Below are 17,546 nucleotides of genomic sequence, written 5' to 3'. Positions count from 1 at the left end.
GATCCCATCAGTGATGCAGGGCCGCCTTGCCCAGGTCCCAGATCGGCAGGAAGATGCCCAGGGCCAGCACGAGCACCATCGCACCGAGGAAGGTGATGAGGATGGGCTCGATCTGGCTGGACAGCGTCTTGAGCTCGTAATCGACCTCGCGCTCGTACATCTGCGCGATCTCGTCCATCAGGTCGTCGAGCGAACCCGATTCCTCGCCCACGGCGATCATCTGCAGCACGATCGGCGTGAACACCTGCGCATTGGTCGCCGTGCGCAGGATGCTTTCGCCGCGCTCGACCCCGTCGCGCATCTGGTCCAGGCGCAGGGTCAGATAGGCATTGTCGGCCGTCTGCGCGACGACCGTCAGGGCTTGCACGATCGGCACGCCGCTGCGGATCGACAGCGCGAAGCTGCGCGCGAAACGGGCCATCGTGGCCTTGTGGATGATCTTGCCGGCGATGGGGAAGCGCAGCTTGTAGCGGTCCCACGTGAGGCGGCCCGGCACGGTGCGCGTCCAGGCCCGGAAGCCGAAGAACGCGGCCACGGCCATGCCGGCCATCACGGGCCAGTAGTCGACCGTGAAGCGCGACGTCGCGATGAGGATGCGCGTCATCAGCGGCAGCTCGGCGTGGAAGCTCTTGAAGACCTTCTCGAACTGCGGAATCACGAACACGTTCACGACGACCATCGCCGCGACCATCGCGAAGATGACGAACGTCGGATAGCGCATCGCGCTCTTGACGCGGTCGCGCATGTCGCGGTCGAATTCCAGGTGGTCGAACAGGCGCAGGAAGACTTCTTCCAGGCGGCCCGTCATCTCGCCCACGCGCACCATCGACAGGTAGAACGGCGAGAAGCACGCCGTGTGGCGGCGCATCGCCGTCGACAGTTCGCGGCCGGAGTCCAGCGATTCGCGCAGGTCCTGGATCACGCGCGCGAAGCTCTTGTTCGTCGCCGACTCCTGCAGGCCGGCCAGGCCGCGCATGATCGGCACGCCGGATTTCAGCAGCGTGTAGATCTGGCGGCTGAACAGCTGCACGTCGATGGACGTGACCTTCTTGCGCGTGAGGCGCTCCCACAGGCTGCCGTCGGCGCCGGGGGCACCGCCCGTCGCCGTGGCCTTGCGCGTGGTCGGGGTGATTTCCAGCGGCGTGACGCCGGTGCCGAACAGCTGGTCCGCGACGACGCCGCTGTCGGCGCCTTCCAGCACGCCCTGCATCAATTCGCCGCGCGCGTTGCGGCCTTTGTAAGCGAAGAATGGCATGGTGCTGATCAGTCTTCCATCTGGTTACTGATGCGCATGGCTTCCGCCACCGTCGTGCGGCCCTGGATGGCCAGGCGCACGCCGCTGCGGCGCAGCGTCTCGCCGCGCATCTCGGCATGCGCCACTTTCAGGAAGTGGCCCGGGTCCGGGTGATTGGCGGCCTCGTTGACGGCGCGTGTCATCTCCAGCAATTCGTACACGCCGGTACGGCCGCGATAACCGGTGCCGTTGCAGTGCGAGCAGCCGCGCCCGTGGAAGAACGGTACCGTTTCGGCGCGATCGCCCAGTTCGGCGCGCAGCCACGCGCGCTCCGGCGCCGGCAGCGGGTACGGTTCCGAGCAGCTTTCGCAGATCACGCGCACGAGACGCTGCGCCAGCACGGCCTGCAGCGAGCCGCTCACCATGTAACGCGGGACGCCCATGTCCATCAGGCGCAGCGGGGTCGACGCGGCGTCGTTCGTGTGCAGCGTGGACAGCACCAGGTGGCCCGTCATCGCGGCGCGCAGGCCGATCTGCGCCGTCTCCTGGTCACGCATCTCGCCGACGAGCACGATGTCCGGGTCCTGGCGCAGCGCGGAGCGCAGCACGCGCGCGAAACTCAGCTCGATCTTGTCGTTCACCTGCACCTGGTTGATGCCGGACAGGCGATATTCGATCGGGTCCTCGACCGTGATCAGCTTTTTCTCGACGGAGTTCAGCTCGGCCAGTGCGCTGTACAGGGTCGTCGTCTTGCCGGAGCCCGTCGGTCCCGTCACGAGCACGAGGCCGTTCGGTCGCTGCACGATGACGCGGAACCGTTCGACCAGCGCGGCCGGCATGCCGATCGCGTCCAGGCGCAACGTCGTGCCGACCTGGTTCAACAGACGCATGACGACGGATTCGCCGTATTGCGTGGGCATCGTCGAGATACGGACGTCGATGCGCTGGTTGCGCACCTTGACGGCGAAGCGGCCGTCCTGCGGCAGGCGCTTTTCCGAGATGTCGAGGTCCGCCATCAGCTTCAGGCGCAGCGCCAGCGGCGTCGCGATCTTGATGTCGGCCTCCGTCTGCAGGTGCAGCACGCCGTCGATGCGGAAGCGGATCTGCAGGCGGCCGTCCTGCGGCTCGATGTGGATGTCCGAGGCGCGCACCTGGGCGGCGTCGTCGAACACCGATTGCAGCAGCTTCACGACCGGCGCTTCTTCCAGGCCGGAATTGGCCGACAGCGCGCCGAAGTCGACGGAGTTCGTGTCGCCCAGGTCCTGTTCCAGTTCGCGCGCGAGGCCCGTGATCTCGCCCGTGCGGCGGTAGATGCGGTCGATCGCCTGCAGCACTTCGGTCTCGTTGACGACCGCGAGTTCGACGCTCTTCTTCAGCAGGCGCGCGATCTCGTCGTAGGCGAACAGGTCGGTCGGGTCGGAGACGCCGACGAGCACCGTGTCGGCGCGGTCTTCCAGCGCGAGCGCACGGAAGCGGCGCGCCTGCGTTTCCGGCAAGAGGCGGACGACGTCCTGGTTGATGTTGTAGAACTTCAGGTTGAGGTAGGGAATGCCGAGCTGGCGCGCGAGCGCGCCGGAAATCTGCTCTTCCGTGACGAAGCCGCTCTCGACGAATACGCGGCCCAGCTTGCGGCCGGTGCGTTTCTGGTCGGCGAGCGCTTGGTTCAGCTGGTCTTCCGACAGCAGCTTTTGTTGCACCAGGATTTCGCCAAGTCGGACTTTTTCGGGCCGCGCCATACCACCTCTGATCAATGTAGGACTAGTCCTGCATTGTATGCCATAGGAACGAAAAATTAACCTAGAGAATGACTTTACGTATCGCAAAACGTATCGTCGGCGCGACTCTCTGTCCATACAGCATGTAAGATGAGAAACTTAGTTGCCGGAATTTGGGGTCAGAGCACATTTTTCCGGCACGGCAGCGTTAAGTCTTCGATAAAACAAGCACTTGCGGCGGCGACACCCGTTAAAAAACGCTCTGACCCGAATTTACCGATCGCGGAGCTTGCAGTGCAGTTGTTACAACGTCGTTCGTTACCTTCCATACGCGCCAAGCTCGTGACGCTCGTGCTGGCGTGCGCCCTGCCGATCCTGCTCGGCTACCTCGTGTTCGCCACCGACGCCGACAAGCGCGAACGGGCCCACGTCGCCGAGGATGCGGAAATGATCGCCCGGGCGCTGGCGGCGGCCGTCGACCGCGATCTCGCCAACGGCGAAACGGCGGCGCGCACGCTGGCCAACCAAGCCGCCCTGGCGGACGGGGACCTGGCCGCCTTCCACACGGCCGTGCGCCGCCTGCTGCGGCCGGAATTTCCCGCCTACGCCGTCGCCGTCAGCGCCCCCGGCGGCGCCGTCCTGCTCGACACCCGCCACACCTTCGGCAGCGTGCTGCCGGCACGCGGCAACGAGGCCGATATCCGCACCGTGTTCAATACGGGCGACACCGTCACCTCCGGCCTGCACCGCGGCGACGCCACCCAGCCCTGGGTGATCTCCATCGCCGTCCCGGTGTGGCGCGACGGGAAGGTGGCATACGCGCTCACCGTCGAATTGCGCCCGCGCCGCCTGCAGGAACTGCTGGCCAGTCAGACCCTGCCGCCGCACTGGAGCGCCCTCGTGTTCGACAACCACCGGCGCCTCGTCGCATTCCGCGCACACACCGAGCATGCGATCGGCGATCCGATGCGGCCGGAACTGGCCCGGGCGCTGGCCGGCGCCCCGGTCGGCATCGTCGAGCTGGTGGACCACGGCCCCCAGCCCATGTACTCGGCCTATGCGCGCACCCTGGGGCACGACTGGGCCGTGGCCATCGGCTTCCCGCGCCACGCGGCGCGCGAACTCCTCGGCCCCGATCCCGCCACGACGCTCGCGTGGATCGCCGTGATGCTCGCGATCAGCCTCGGTCTCGCGTGGCGCATCGGCGACTCCATCGCCCGCTCGGTGCGGGCCCTGACCGAACCGGCGGCGGCGCTCGGACGCGGCGAGGCGCTCGTCATTCCGCCGCTCGCGATCCGCGAGGCGGCCAGCGTCGCGCGCGCGCTGGGCAAGGTCGAGGGCGAGCTGCAGCACTACCGCGCCGGCCTCGAATCGCTCGTGGCCGAGCGGACCAACGAATTGCAGCGCTCGTCCGCCATGCTGGCGACCGTGTACGCCACGGCGCCCGTGGGCCTGGCGTTCCTCGACCGCAGCCTCAAGATCGTGATGATCAACGACTACCTGGCCGCCGTGAACGCGCTGCCGGCCGCCTCCCACGTCGGCCGCACGCTGCCCGAACTGCTGGGCGAGCGCGGCATCCACATGGAAAAGCCGTACCGCCAGGTGCTGGCGACGGGCCGACCGCTGATCGAGATCGAGGACAGCGGCGACTCGCCCGCGGAGCCGGGCGTCATGCGCCACTGGATCTGCAGCTACTACCCCGTGTACGGCCCGGAACGCGAACTCGTCGGCATCAACGCCGTGGTGCTCGACATCACGGAACGCAAGCGCCAGGAACAGCGCAATCGCGACAACGAAGAACTGTTCCGCACCCTGTTCGAAGGGTCGGGCGACGCCCACGTACTAATCGCGTACGGCGCCGGCTTCCTCAGCGCCAACCAGGCCGCGATCGACCTGTTCGGCTGCGCCGGCACGGAAGAATTCCTCGCGATGGCGCCGGCGAGCGCCTCGCCCGAGTTCCAGCCGAACGGGCGCCGCTCCGACGAGTTGTGGCACGAAGCCATGCGGCGCGCGCTCGACTCGGGCGGCAGCCGCTTCGAGTGGATCTACCGGCGCCGCGACGGCTCGCTGTTCCACGCCGACGTGCTCCTCAACAGCGTCGACATCGGCGGCCGCGGCATCGTGCAGGGCACCATCCGCGACATCACGGCCCGCGTGGAGACCGCCGCCGCGCTGCGCGCCGCCAGCCGCCGGCTGGAAGAGAGCGAACGCATGATCCGCACCGTGACGGACCACCTGCCCGCGCTGGTCGGCTACTGGGACGCCGACCTGCGCTGCCGCTTCGCGAACAAGCCCTATCGCGACTGGCTCGAACGCGATCCCGACGACATCGTCGGACGTTCGATGGCCGAACTCGTGGACGAGGATCAGATCGCGGAAGTACGGCCCTACCTCGACGGCGTGCTGCGCGGCGAGCGCCAGTTCTTCGAGCGCCGGCTCGAGCGCAACCGGTCCGGCAAGGTGATCCAGGCGTGGGGCAGCTACATCCCGGACATCGACGCGGACGGCCGCGTGCAGGGTTTCTACATGCTCCATGCTGACATCACGGAGCTGAAACGCACGCAGTCGCGCCTGGAGGAAGCGCTGCGCGCGGCGCAGGCGGCCAGCAGCGCCAAGGGCGAATTCCTGGCCAACATGAGCCACGAGATCCGCACGCCGATGAACGCCATCATCGGCCTCGCGCGCCTGCTCGAAGAGGCCGACCTGGGCCGGCGTGAGCGGGGCTACGTCGCGCGCATGCTGATGGCCGCGAAATCGCTGCTGTCGATGCTGAACGACGTGCTCGATTATTCGAAGGTGGAAGCGGGCCAGCTCGTGCTCGAACAGACGCCGTTCGCGCTGGACGACGTCTTGTCCAGCATCGCCGCAATGTCCGCCACGAGTGCCTGGAACAAGGGCATCGAACCCGTGTTCGCGGTGCACCCGGACGTGCCGGCGCGCCTCGTCGGCGACCCGATGCGCCTGGGCCAGGTGCTGCTCAACCTCGTCAGCAACGCGATCAAGTTCACCGAACACGGCGAGGTCGTGCTGGCGATCGAACCGGAGAGCCGCGACGGCGCCAGGATCGCGCTGAAGTTCGCCGTGCGCGACAGCGGCATCGGCATCGCGCCCGAACAGCAGCAACGCATGTTCGAGGCGTTCTCGCAGGCCGACACGTCCACGAGCCGCAAGTACGGCGGCACCGGCCTGGGCCTGGCGATCAGCCGGCGCCTCGTGCGCCTGATGGGCGGCGAGCTGCAGGTGGAAAGCCTGCCGGGCCGCGGCACGACGTTCCGCTTCGCCGCCTCGTTCGGGACCGGACCGCAGGCCGCGCCGGACGCGCATGACGACACGCCGCCGCTGCGCGTGCTGGTGGCGGACGACAACGCGAGCAGCCGCGTCGCGCTGGCCGGGCTGCTCGCCGGCCGCGGCTGGCACGTGACGACGGCCGCCAGCGGCGCCGACGCGCTCGCGCAGCTGCGCACGGGCGGGCCGTTCGACCTGGCATTCATCGACAGCGTGCTGGGCGACCTGGATGGCGCCTCCGTGATCGCGTTCGCGCGCGCCGACCAGGCCATCACCCTGCCCCGCTGGGCCTTGCTGGCGGCCGACCCGGAACGCGAACGCCTCGACGCGCTGGCCGCCGACCTGCGCATCAACGCCATCCTCGCGAAACCGTTCACGCCGGGCGCGCTGGCCGACGCGCTGGCGGAGCTGCACAGCGGCGCGCCGGCGGCGGCAACGCCGCGCGCAACGCCGCTGAGCGGGCGCCTGGCGGGCATGCGCGTGCTCGTCGTCGAGGACAACCTGCTCAACCAGGAAGTGGCGAACTACGTGCTCGTGCACGCGGGCGCGAGCGTCGATTTCGCGTCGAACGGCCGCATCGCCGTCAGTGTGCTGGGCGAGAACGCGGCCCAGTACGACGCCGTGCTGATGGACTTGCAGATGCCCGTGATGGACGGTTTCGAAGCGACGGCCGCCATCCGCGCGATGGGCTTGACGGACTTGCCCGTGATCGCGATGACCGCCAACGCGTTGGACGAGGACCGCCGCCGCGCCCTCGCCGCGGGCATGAACGACTACCTCGCCAAGCCGATCGACGTCGACGAGCTGGTGGACATGCTGAGCCGCGTCACCGGCCGTGCGGCCGCGCCTCCGGGCGAGGCGGCCCGCACCGCCCTGGAGGCCGGGCTGGCCGTGCCCGCGCACATTCCCGGCGTCGATCTGAAGGCGACGCTGCCCCGCTTCGGCGGCAACTTCGCCAGTTTCACCGCCCTGTTCAAGCGCTTCGAAAGTTCGCAGGGCGGGGCCGTCACCGACATCCGCGCGCTGCTCGACGCGGGCGACCGCACGGGTGCCGGCCAGGCCGTGCACCGGCTGCGCGGCGTGGCCGCCAATCTGGGCGCGACGGACGTCGCCGGGCAGGCGCTGGAACTGGAACAGGCGCTGCGCAGCGAGGACGCGGCGGCGCTCGCATTGCGCCTCGCCCGCCTCGATGCCGCGCTGGCGGTCGTGCTGGAAGCGGCGCGCGACCTGCCCGCGCCCGGGTCCTCGGCCACCGAACCGGCACCGGCTGCCGCCACCCAGGACGGGGTGGCGGAAAATAGCGCTGCCTTACGAAGGGAGTTGGCGCAGCTGCTCGATTTGCTCCACAATAACAACATGAAAGCGATGGCGCAGTTCGAGACGCTGCGCCCGGCCCTCGCCCGGCTGGATCCCGGCAAGGTGGCGCCGCTGGCGGATGCCGTGGCGACGCTGCGGTTCGAGCAGGCGGCGCAGCTGGTACGATCGCTATTGGAGACGGAGGAGGATGCATGAGCTGGACCGACATGGCCGTCAACGGCCGCATCCTGGTGGTCGACGATGCGATGGAAAACATCCAGATCCTGCACGGCGCCCTGCAGGACGAGCACGAAGTGCTGTTCGCGATGGACGGTCCGCGCGCGCTCGAGATCGCCCGCACCCAGCAACCCGACCTGATCCTGCTGGACGCCGTCATGCCGGGCATGGACGGTTATGCCGTCTGCAAGGACTTGCTCGCCTCGCCCGAGACGAGCGACATTCCCGTGATCTTCGTGACGGCGCTGAAGTCGCCCGAGGACGAGACGCGCGCGCTGGGCGCCGGCGCCGCGGATTTCATCAGCAAACCGGTCAATGCGGCCGTCGTGCGGGCGCGCGTGCGCACGCAGCTGACCGTCAAGCGCCAGCGCGACGCGCTGCGCGCCCTGATCCTCACCGACGCGCTGACAGGCGTGGCCAACCGCCGCGCCTTCGACGAACGCCTCGACGCCGAATGGCGCCGCTGCGGCCGCGCGGGCCTGCCGGTGGCGCTGATCCTCGTCGACATCGACCACTTCAAGCTGTACAACGACCACTACGGCCACCAGGCCGGCGATGCGACGCTCGTGCAGTTCGCGACGGCGATGCGGCGTGCGGCAGCCCGCTCGCAGGATCTCGTCGCGCGCTACGGCGGCGAGGAATTCGCGATCCTGCTGCCGCAGCTGGATGGCCGCGGCGCGACGGGCGTGGCGCACCGCCTCATGACGGAGCTGGAGCACATGGCCATCCCGCACGAGGCGTCGCCGACGGCCGCGCACCTGACCGCGAGCATGGGCATCGCCTGCATGGTGCCGGGCGAGCACAGCATGCCGGCCGACCTGATCCAGGTGGCAGACGCCCTGCTCTATCTGGCCAAGGACGAGGGACGCAACCGGTACCGGCTGGGCGGCGGCGACTGCGTGACCTGATAAATCGCAGCGTCGTTCCCGCCCATGCTGACGTACCGAAGTCGGCCAGCAGGAAACGGTACGGTGTCTTTAGATTACCGGATTCTGAGGCTCAGTACGGGTTCCCGCTTCCGCGGGAACGACGATCAGACATACCGACGCACCAGGAACTCGGCCACGCAAACGGGTTTCGTCCCGCCCTCGCGTTCGACCGTGACGTCGAGCGTCAGCTGGCTGGACCCCGCCTCCTCGTCCAGCGCCGCCAGCACGATCGCCGCGCGCACGCGGCTGCCGGCCGGCACGGGCGCGGGAAAGCGCACCTTGTTCAATCCATAATTCACGACGAGCTTCGCGTCGGCCATCGCGAGCACGTCGGCCAGCATGGACGGCAGCAGCGACAAGGTCAGGAAGCCGTGCGCCACGGTCGTGCCGAACGGCGATTCGCGCGCGGCGCGATCCGGATCGACGTGGATCCACTGATGATCGTCGGTGGCGTCGGCGAACGTGGCGATGCGGTCCTGGCCGACCTCGAACCAGCGCGAGCGGCCCAGCTCCGTGCCCACGAGCGCTGTCAAGGCATCCAGCCCCGTCACTTCGTGCAAAGCCTTAGCCATCGCGACTCTCCCCGCCGGGCCGGCGCCCGAACATGCCCATGCCTTCCACCGTGCACACGGTCTCGCCGTGCTGGTTGATGGCGACCCACTTCGACCACACGACGCCGCGGTCCGGCTTCGACGCCGACGGCTTCACCTGCACCGTCCGGTAACGCACGTTGAGGGTGTCGCCCGCGCGCACGGGCGCGAGCCAGCGCACGCCATCCAGGCCGGGCGAACCCATGCTCGACGATTTGCCGAGCAGCCCGTCGACGACGAGCCGCATCATCATGCCGCACGTGTGCCAGCCGCTGGCGATGACGCCGCCGTAGATCGACGCCGCGGCCGCATCCTGGTCGACGTGGAACGGCTGCGGATCGTACTGGCGCGCGAACGCGACGATCTCGTCTTCCGTGACGGTGCGCGTGCCGAGGTCGATGTCCTGGCCCGGCTCGAAATCCTCGAAATACCAGTGGTCCTTCATGCCGCCTCCTCGTCGCCGTAAAAGCCCGGCTGCGCGATGAAGCGCGCCAGGTGGTGGTCGCAATCGCCCAGCGTCAGCTCGATCGTCGACAGGCGCTTGAAATAGTGCGAAGCCGGCAGCTCGTCCGTCACGCCCATGCCCCCGTGCAACTGGATCGCCTGCTGGCCGACGAAGCGCGCGGCCTGGCCCACGCGGTACTTGGCGGCGGCGACGGCGCGGCGCCGTTCTTCAGGGTTGCCGTCGCGGGCCTCGCCGGCGAGCCGCACGGCGGCCAGCAGCGCCATCGAACGGGCCTGCTCCAGATGCACGTACATGTCGGCCATGCGGTGCTGCAGCGCCTGAAACTTGCCGATCGGGACGCCGAACTGCTGGCGCGTCTTCAGATAATCGAGCGTGGCGGCGAACAGCGCATCCATCGCGCCGAGCGCCTCGGCGCACAGCAGACCGGCGCCGTAGTCCGCCGCCGCTTCCAGGATGTCCCAGCCGGCGCCCGCCGTGCCGACCACGGCGTCAAGTCCGACGCGCGCGTCGCGCAGCAGCACGTCGGCGGCGCGCTGGCCGTCCAGCATGCGCACGTCGCGGGTGACGACGCCCGGCGCATCGGCCGGGATGGCGAACAAGGTGATGCCGTCCTGGTCGCGCTGGGCGCCGCTGCTCCGCGCCGACACGATCAGGACGCCGGCCTGCGCGCCATGCAGCACGACCTTCTTTTCGCCGTTCAGGCGCCAGCCGCCGTCTTCCTGCACGGCGCGCGTGGCCACGTCGCGCAGGTCGTGGCGGGACTGGCGTTCGCCCAGCGCGCACGCCAGTTTCAGTTCGCCGCCCGCGACGCGGTCCAGCAAGGCGCCGTGCGCGCCGCCGCGGCGCAGGAACTCGGCGCCGAGCATCGTCGCGAAATACGGTTCCACGACGAGACCGCGGCCCAGTTCCTGCATCACGACGAACATGTCGACGGCGTCGCCATCGAAGCCGCCATGCGCTGCCGGCAGCGGGAGCGCCGTCAAGCCAAGCTCCGCGAGCGTGCTCCAGGCTGCATCCGACGTGCCGCCGGCGGAACCGACGATGGTGCGGCGGGCCTCGAACGTATAGTCGCGGGCGACCCAGCGCTTGAGCGCATCCGCCAGTTGCAACTGCTCTTCCTTGAAGTTGAAGTCCATGTCTTTCCTCACAGGCCCAGAATCATCTGGGAGATGATGTTGCGCTGGATCTCGTTCGACCCGCCGTAGATCGACGTCTTGCGGTAATTGAAGTAATGCGGCAGCAGCGGCGCGGCGAAGTCGTCGTCGATGGCGCTGTGTTCGCGCTCGCCTTCGAGATAGGCAGGATCGAACGGCAGCGCCAGCGGACCGGCCGCCTCCACCATCAGTTCCGACAGGCGCTGCTGGATCTCGGTGCCGCGCACCTTGAGCACGGACGCTTCCGGGCCCGGCGCCTTATGTGCTTCCGCCAGCACGCGCAACACGGTCATCTCGAGGGCCATCAGCTCGATCTCCAGGTCCGCGACCTTCGCGGCGAACAACGGGTCCTGCAACAGCGGCCGGCCATCCTTCTGCTCGCGCCGCGCCAGCGTCTTGAGCCGGGCCAGTTCGCGCTTGGAGCGGCCGACGGCCGCGATGCCCGTGCGCTCATGGCCCAGCAGATATTTCGCATACGTCCAGCCCTTGTTTTCCTGGCCGACGAGGTTAGACACCGGGACGCGTACATTGTCGAAAAAGACCTCGTTGACCTCATGGTCTTCGTCCAGCATGACGATCGGACGGACGGTCACGCCGGGCGCGTGCATGTCGATCAGCAGGAACGAGATGCCCTCCTGCTTGCGCACGCCCGGGTCGGTGCGCACGAGGCAGAAAATCATGTCGGCGTGCTGCGCCAGGGTCGTCCACGTCTTCTGGCCGTTGACGATGTAGTGGTCGCCGTCGCGCACGGCGGTGGTCTTGAGGGATGCAAGGTCCGACCCGGCGCCGGGCTCCGAATAACCCTGGCACCACCAGTCCTCGCACGAGAGGATGCGCGGCAGGTAATGGTCCTTCTGGGCCTGGCTGCCGAATGCCATGATGACGGGCGCGACCATGTTCACGCCGAACGGCAGGACAGGCGGCGTGCCGGCGCGGGCGCATTCCTCGTCGAAGATGTGGCGCTGAACGGGCGTCCACCCCGGCCCGCCGAACTCGCGCGGCCAACCGGGCGCGACCCAACCCTGGCGCGCCAGGATCCGGTGCCAGCGCACGTAGTCGTCCTTGTGCAGGCGCAGGCGATTTTCAACTTTGTGGCGCAGGTCGGCCGGCAGCTCGGCCTCGAGGAAGGCGCGTACCTGGTCGCGGAAAGCCAGGTCGTCGCCGGTGTAGGTCAGGTCCATGTTGTCTCCTTTGTTGTGCCGGCCAAAAAAGCACGACCGTTCAAAAGATTGTACCTGAAATCACTGGACGATAAAGGATGTGCCGCGCCCAAAAAGCATCGCCCCCGCACGGGCGGGGGCGAGAACAGGCAATCGCACAGATCAGATCTTGCGGATCAGATCTTGCGGCGACGGACGACACCCAGCGCACCCAGCACGCCCGCCATCATCAGGGCAATCGACGACGGTTCCGGCACGGCGGCGGCCGGTGCGGCCGGCAGGCTCACCGGCAGGTCCTGGGCGAGGTCGGTACCTCCGCCGTTGCCGTTGCTGTTCTTGGCCGGGATCGGCAGGTCGACGATGGCGCCGCCTCCCTGGCCGCCGGCAGCCGGAGTGATGACCGTGGCGCCATTGCCCGCGTTGCCGACGTTGCCGGACGGCGCGCCGTGGACGCCATTGCCCGCGTTGCCGACGTTGCCGGACGGAGCGCCGTGGACGCCGTTGCCCGCGTTGCCGTAGTTGCCGGACGGCGCGCCGTGGACGCCGTTGCCGGCACTGCCCGTCGTGCCGCCGGCGCCGGCACCACCGCCAGCGTAGGAACCGCCGACCGTGCCGCCGACCGACGCGGCACCCGTCTGGCCCGACGTGACGACCTTGCCGTCGCTGGTAGACACCACGGACATGCCGTTACCCAGCATCGCCGCGAGCTTGGCATTACTGGTGCTCAGCAGATAAGTACCTGCGATACCTTGTGAATACGACAATTTGACTTCCGCACCGGTCTGGCCGACGCTTGCGCTCGCCTTCTGGTACAACGCCTCGGCCAGGTTGCCGCTGCCGTAGGCCGCGCCGCCGACGAGGCTCACGCCGTTCGACAGGATGCCGGAACTGACGACGTCGGCGCCATTGCCGCTGGTCCAACCGGACAGGAAACCCGATTGGGCCGCTGCCGAGACCACTTCTGCCTGGGCTCCGCATGCGCTCCCGAACAGGAGAGCCGCCGCGATGAGATAACGAGTTGACATATTGTACTCCTTGCTCAGTTTGAAAAGTTATTCTTAATTCAACTGCTGAGTCAATGTAACACAGCTATAAAAAACACAATTTTCAATTGAGCGGCATAAAAAAAAGGCGAGGCTCCCAGGAGAGCCTCGCCTTGAGCCATCCGGTTACGCCAACGGCGCAACCGGACGGTATTTCATTTTTTACAACTGATTAGTTGCCATTCTGTTTCATTCCTGACAAGTAAGGCATAACGCGCGACGCCATCCGCGTGTCCGCCTTGAGCATGCCGGCCTCGTCGGCCAGGATATGCGCCGCTTCCTGCAGATAGACATCCTTGGCGTTCTTCGCGGCCTTCTCGGCGGCCAGTTCGGCCGTCAGGCTGCGTTCGTCGCCCTGCAGGCCGTCGTCGGCACCCGCCGCGCCTTTCAGCGCGACATTCGTCTTTCTGGGGTTCGTCGGTGTCGGCACCTTGCCGCGCAGTTCCTTGCTGCCCGGGCCGGACACCGGCTCGTCCGGATTGTCCTTGCCGGCCAGGCGGGACTCGCGCAGGCGCGCCTTGGCTTCCTGATTCTCGCGTTCCTTGCGGCGTACCGCTTCATTGAGCGAGATCACATTGTCCTTGCGCAGCTTCAGCGCTTCGGCGATGTCCTGCTCGATGTCGAGGAAGTCGCGGTCCTTGGCGACGCGCGCGTCGTGCTTCTTCTGCAGCGGATTGAACAGCTCCTTTAGATCGCCAGCGGGCATATACGTCGCCGGTTTGATCTGCGTCCACGGCAGCGCGTTCTCATACGACGATTCGCCGAAGTTGTCGTCATCCGATGTGATGGGGAACTTGATGTCCGGGGTGACACCGCGCAGCTGCGTGGTCCCGCCGTTGATGCGGAAGAACTGGGCGATCGTCATCTTGAGCTCGCCGTACTTCAGCTTGCTGTCCTGCGAGAAGCGGTCGAGGTTGATCAGCGTCTGCACGGTGCCCTTGCCGAAGCTTGGTTCGCCGATGATCAGGCCGCGGCCGTAATCCTGGATCGCGGCGGCGAAGATTTCCGACGCCGACGCGGAACCGCGGTTGATCAGCACACCCATCGGGCCGTCCCACGCGAGGCCGGCATCCGTATCGCTCTCGACCTCGACGCGGCCTTCGGCGCTGCGCTGCTGCACGACCGGGCCCTTGTCGATGAACAAGCCCGTCAGTTCGACGGCCTCGATCAGCGAACCGCCGCCGTTGTTGCGCAGGTCGATCAGGACGTTGTCGACCTTTTCCTTCTTGAGTTCGCCCAGGATGCGTTTCACGTCGCGGGTCGCGCTCTTGAAATCCTTGTCGCCGCGGCGGCGCGCTTCGAAGTCCTGGTAGAACGTCGGCAACTGGATCACGCCGATGCGGCGCTTCACGCCGTTGTCCGTGACCTCGATGATCTTCTTCTTGGCCGACTGCTCTTCCATGCTGATCTTCTGGCGCACGAGCGAGATGGTCACATGCTTGCCGTCCTGGCCGGCGTCGGCCGGCAGCACGTCCAGGCGGACCGTCGAATTGCGCTCGCCGCGCACGAGTTGCACGACGTCGTCGATGCGCCAGCCCATCACGTCCGTGAACGGGCCATTGCCCTGCGCGACGCCGACGATGCGGTCGCCCACCTTGAGCTTGCCGGATTTATCCGCCGGACCGCCGGGGACGATCTCGCGGATCACGGTGTAGTCCTCGCGCGACTGCAGCACGGCGCCGATGCCGTCCAGCGACAGGCGCATGGCGATATCGAAGTTCTCGGCCGAACGCGGGCCCAGGTAGTTCGTGTGCGGTTCGATCGCCATCGCGTACGCGTTCATGAACATCTGGAACACGTCTTCGTTGTTCAGCTTCTTGAGGCGGTTCTGGTAACCCTCGTAGCGCTTGTCGAGCGTCTCGCGGATCGATTTGTCGTCCTTGCCGGCCAGCTTCAGGCGCAGCCAGTCGTTCTTGACCCGTTTGCGCCACAAGTCCCTCGCCTCGTCCTCGTTCTTGGCCCAGGGGGCTTTCTCGCGGTCGATCTGCAGGGTTTCGTCCGTGTTGAACTCGAACTTGCCCTTCAACAGCTCGCGGGCATAGGTCATGCGGTCGAAGAAGCGCTGTTGGTAGACGTTGTAGATCTGGAAAGGCACCGTCAGGTCTTCGTTGTTGATCGCGTCGTCGAGCTTGGTGCGGACGGGCGCGAAATTGTCGATGTCGGCCTGGGTGAAGTACAGCTTCTCGCTGTCGAGCGCCTTGAAGTAGGCGTCGAAGATCTTCGCGGACATCGCGTCGTCCAGCGGCGTGGCCTTGTAGTGGTAGCGCGCGAGCACGCGCGACGCCCAAAGCGCGGCCTGGGTCTGGGCGACGGATGGCTTGAGCTGGACGATGGCGGCCTTGTCGGTCTGGACGACGGCAACCTTCTCGGGCTGCGCCGTGACCACGTGGGCCGACATGGCAAACGCCAGCGCGACCATCAACATCTGCTTCTTCATTCTTTAGGTTCTCCGGACGGGATATTCAATAGCGACTGCCAGGCGGGAGGGCTGACGGTCGCGCCGACGCAGCGGCGGATGCAACCCATTCTACAGGATAGCGAAGCGGCGCAGAGCCGGCTTGTACGCGTTTCAGCCGAGCTTAAGTCTTGCTGCCGGCGATGCGGCTACGCTTTTACAAATCGAAACAAACTGGTGTGAAACCAACACGCGGCCAGGGCCGCCGCGGCGATGATCAACAGATAAGGCCAGCTGCGCAGCGCCAGCTTCCAGTCGACGGGCGACGGCCAGAACGCCAGGAACTGCGGCGCCAGCAGCAGCGTCATTGCCAGATCGGCCGGACCGAATTGCCAGGCGGTGCGCGTGCGCCACCACGCCACCGTCAGCGGCACCAGCAGCACCAGGAAAGGCGCCAGCGCGGCCGGCGCCGCGTTATACCAGCGCAGGTTGGCAAACGAGACAGACCCCAGTTCCCACGTCCGGCCATTGCGGCGCGGGATGATGGTAAAACCGATGGGCTCGGCGCCGAGTAGCAGCCCGACCGCGAAATGCGCCAGTTCGTGGCAGAACGTGCCGGCGGCGCTGAACAGGAAAAAAACGGGATGCGCCTTGGTCACCATCCAGATCAGGAACGCCAGCGCCAGCGACGGCACGAGGTACAGCACGATCTCGCCCAGGCCGCAGGCCCAGGCGGGCAGATGGGTGGCGCAACCTGCCAGCCAGGCCATGGACTGTCCGCGTCAGCGCAGGTAAAAACAACGGCCGCAGGCCTGGCGATAACTCTCGTTGCCGCCGATGCTGACCTGCTCCCCTTCGCGGATGCGGCGCCCCTCCGGATCGACCCGGATATTCATCGTCGCCTTTTTCCCGCACGTGCAAATGTTCTTGATTTCCTCGATATCGTCGGCCAGCGCCAGCAGGTATGCGGAACCGGGAAACGGCTCGCCGCGGAAATCGCTGCGCAGGCCGTAGCAGATCACGGGCACGCCGCGCACCTGCGCCAGCTGGTGCAGCTGCACGACCTGTTCCTTCGTGAGGAACTGGGCTTCGTCGACCAGGACGCACGCCACGGCCGGCGCGTTGTCCAGGAAGTCGGTGTTCGTGTCGAACACTTCGGTCTGGCGGTGCGGGCCCAGGCGCGACGTGATCTGGCCGACGCCGTAGCGATCGTCGATGGCGGCCGTGTACAGCTGGACCTTCTGGCCCTGCTCTTCGTAATTGTGCGCTACCTGCAGCAGGGAGGTGGATTTGCCGGCGTTCATCGCCGAGTACCTGAAGTAGAGTTTTGCCACTGCCGTGCCTTGCCCTGAAAAGCCGTTGTACGATCCGGCGATTATAGCAATCGGGCATGGCACGGCGCCAGGGTGGCCTCAGCCGCGGCGGCGCCGCGCCGCCACGCCCAGCAGCGTGATCCCGGCCAGCATCATGCCGTAGGCCGCCGGTTCCGGCACCGCCGGCACGACGTGGCTCGCCGTCGGCCGGTACGCGCCGCCGTCCGTGCCCAAGGTCACGGAAGCGAGTGGCGCCGTCGAGACGAAGCCGAGGAACGACGACGACGTCGCGCCGTAGAAATCGTAGGTCAGCGTGCCACCGTCGGCAGCCGTCAGCACGACGGCACCGTCCACGAACCGGCCGGCCACATCGGACGCGAAGAAGTTCCCGCCGAACGCACTCGCCCCGTCGCGGAAATTCGAGAACACCATGGGGTTGTAGCGGAGGTTGTTCGACAACCAGACATCCGTCGGTCCGCCGGCGCCCCGGATGCTTATGGCGGAATACGCCTGATAGTGGTAGGCACCGGCGGTACGGTGGACCGCGTCGCCGTACGGCGCGATGATCGGATCGCCGAACGTGCCGGTGCCGGGCGCCGGGACGGCGGCGAGGAACGCGGTCTCGGATGTGTAGACCATGATGCCCGCCTGGGCACCCGCCGCGGCGCACAGCATGGCGGCCAGGCACAGCGGTTTCGGTGAAAACAACGATGGGGTACGCACGATGTG

13 protein-coding genes are annotated in these 17,546 nt (G+C 67.2%); 2 read left to right on the top strand and 11 right to left on the bottom strand.

Translation table 11 applies throughout. The features are described 5' to 3' along the window. Positions 1-7: 7 nt before the first annotated feature. Positions 8-1,255, bottom strand: coding sequence for a type II secretion system F family protein (locus tag BVG12_RS32735; protein ID WP_075796056.1), 1,248 nt, complete (start codon positions 1,253-1,255; stop codon positions 8-10). Between the two features lie 8 nt (positions 1,256-1,263). Continuing rightward, a complete protein-coding gene (locus tag BVG12_RS32730) occupies positions 1,264-2,970 on the bottom strand; it encodes a GspE/PulE family protein (RefSeq protein WP_075796055.1) in 1,707 nt (568 codons plus the stop codon). A gap of 273 nt (positions 2,971-3,243) precedes the next feature. Between BVG12_RS32730 and BVG12_RS32725 the strand changes: the two genes are divergently transcribed. Together BVG12_RS32725 and BVG12_RS32720 are read left to right on the top strand one after the other, a co-directional pair. Further along, positions 3,244-7,746, top strand: a complete 4,503-nt coding sequence (locus BVG12_RS32725) for a PAS domain-containing protein (protein ID WP_229503778.1) — start codon at positions 3,244-3,246, stop codon at positions 7,744-7,746. Further along, complete coding sequence (locus BVG12_RS32720; RefSeq protein ID WP_075796053.1) at positions 7,743-8,675, top strand: diguanylate cyclase domain-containing protein; 933 nt, start codon at positions 7,743-7,745, stop codon at positions 8,673-8,675. The genes BVG12_RS32725 and BVG12_RS32720 overlap by 4 nt, the downstream gene beginning before the upstream one ends. A 125-nt stretch (positions 8,676-8,800) precedes the next feature. Here the strand turns inward: BVG12_RS32720 and BVG12_RS32715 are convergent, their stop codons facing one another. The 9 genes from BVG12_RS32715 to BVG12_RS32675 all read right to left on the bottom strand — a co-directional run bounded on the left by BVG12_RS32715 (position 8,801) and on the right by BVG12_RS32675 (position 17,540). After that, positions 8,801-9,268, bottom strand: coding sequence for a MaoC family dehydratase (locus BVG12_RS32715; RefSeq protein WP_075796052.1), 468 nt, complete (start codon positions 9,266-9,268; stop codon positions 8,801-8,803). Then, positions 9,261-9,731, bottom strand: coding sequence for a MaoC family dehydratase (locus tag BVG12_RS32710; protein ID WP_075796051.1), 471 nt, complete (start codon positions 9,729-9,731; stop codon positions 9,261-9,263). Before BVG12_RS32710 ends, BVG12_RS32715 begins: the two co-directional genes overlap by 8 nt. Further along, complete coding sequence (locus tag BVG12_RS32705) at positions 9,728-10,888, bottom strand: acyl-CoA dehydrogenase family protein (protein ID WP_075796050.1); 1,161 nt, start codon at positions 10,886-10,888, stop codon at positions 9,728-9,730. Before BVG12_RS32705 ends, BVG12_RS32710 begins: the two co-directional genes overlap by 4 nt. An 8-nt stretch (positions 10,889-10,896) precedes the next feature. Further along, entirely contained in the window at positions 10,897-12,087 is a 1,191-nt protein-coding gene (locus BVG12_RS32700; protein ID WP_075796049.1) for an acyl-CoA dehydrogenase family protein, read from the bottom strand. A 155-nt stretch (positions 12,088-12,242) separates the two neighbouring features. Beyond that, a complete protein-coding gene (locus tag BVG12_RS32695) occupies positions 12,243-13,091 on the bottom strand; it encodes a PEP-CTERM sorting domain-containing protein (RefSeq protein ID WP_083685604.1) in 849 nt (282 codons plus the stop codon). A 190-nt stretch (positions 13,092-13,281) separates the two neighbouring features. Continuing rightward, complete coding sequence (locus BVG12_RS32690; protein WP_075796047.1) at positions 13,282-15,546, bottom strand: carboxy terminal-processing peptidase; 2,265 nt, start codon at positions 15,544-15,546, stop codon at positions 13,282-13,284. A 167-nt stretch (positions 15,547-15,713) separates the two neighbouring features. Beyond that, positions 15,714-16,274, bottom strand: a complete 561-nt coding sequence (locus tag BVG12_RS32685; protein ID WP_075796046.1) for a hypothetical protein — start codon at positions 16,272-16,274, stop codon at positions 15,714-15,716. Positions 16,275-16,286: 12 nt separating this feature from the next. Beyond that, positions 16,287-16,838: a thymidine kinase gene (locus BVG12_RS32680; protein ID WP_075796045.1), complete on the bottom strand. Its 552-nt coding sequence runs from the start codon at positions 16,836-16,838 to the stop codon at positions 16,287-16,289. A 78-nt stretch (positions 16,839-16,916) separates the two neighbouring features. Next, positions 16,917-17,540 carry a PEP-CTERM sorting domain-containing protein gene (locus BVG12_RS32675; RefSeq protein ID WP_229503777.1) on the bottom strand — a complete coding sequence of 208 codons (624 nt, stop codon included), beginning with the start codon at positions 17,538-17,540 and terminating at the stop codon, positions 16,917-16,919. Positions 17,541-17,546 lie beyond the last annotated feature (6 nt).

Origin of the sequence: Massilia putida, from assembly GCF_001941825.1 — a bacterium.
In the GTDB taxonomy this organism is placed as follows: domain Bacteria; phylum Pseudomonadota; class Gammaproteobacteria; order Burkholderiales; family Burkholderiaceae_D; genus Telluria; species Telluria putida.
The sequence above is the reverse complement of the archived record's forward strand: the minus strand, read 5'-3'. Positions and strand labels throughout refer to the sequence as shown.

What these genes read in the sequence shown, in the direction of transcription:
- BVG12_RS32735 (WP_075796056.1), bottom strand. Translation starts at nt 1,255, where the DNA reads ATGCCATTCTTCGCTTACAAAGGCCGCAACGCGCGCGGCGAATTGATG.
- BVG12_RS32730 (WP_075796055.1), bottom strand. Translation starts at nt 2,970, where the DNA reads ATGGCGCGGCCCGAAAAAGTCCGACTTGGCGAAATCCTGGTGCAACAA.
- BVG12_RS32720 (WP_075796053.1), top strand. Translation starts at nt 7,743, where the DNA reads ATGAGCTGGACCGACATGGCCGTCAACGGCCGCATCCTGGTGGTCGAC.
- BVG12_RS32715 (WP_075796052.1), bottom strand. Translation starts at nt 9,268, where the DNA reads ATGGCTAAGGCTTTGCACGAAGTGACGGGGCTGGATGCCTTGACAGCG.
- BVG12_RS32710 (WP_075796051.1), bottom strand. Translation starts at nt 9,731, where the DNA reads ATGAAGGACCACTGGTATTTCGAGGATTTCGAGCCGGGCCAGGACATC.
- BVG12_RS32705 (WP_075796050.1), bottom strand. Translation starts at nt 10,888, where the DNA reads ATGGACTTCAACTTCAAGGAAGAGCAGTTGCAACTGGCGGATGCGCTC.
- BVG12_RS32700 (WP_075796049.1), bottom strand. Translation starts at nt 12,087, where the DNA reads ATGGACCTGACCTACACCGGCGACGACCTGGCTTTCCGCGACCAGGTA.
- BVG12_RS32695 (WP_083685604.1), bottom strand. Translation starts at nt 13,091, where the DNA reads ATGTCAACTCGTTATCTCATCGCGGCGGCTCTCCTGTTCGGGAGCGCA.
- BVG12_RS32690 (WP_075796047.1), bottom strand. Translation starts at nt 15,546, where the DNA reads ATGAAGAAGCAGATGTTGATGGTCGCGCTGGCGTTTGCCATGTCGGCC.
- BVG12_RS32685 (WP_075796046.1), bottom strand. Translation starts at nt 16,274, where the DNA reads ATGGCCTGGCTGGCAGGTTGCGCCACCCATCTGCCCGCCTGGGCCTGC.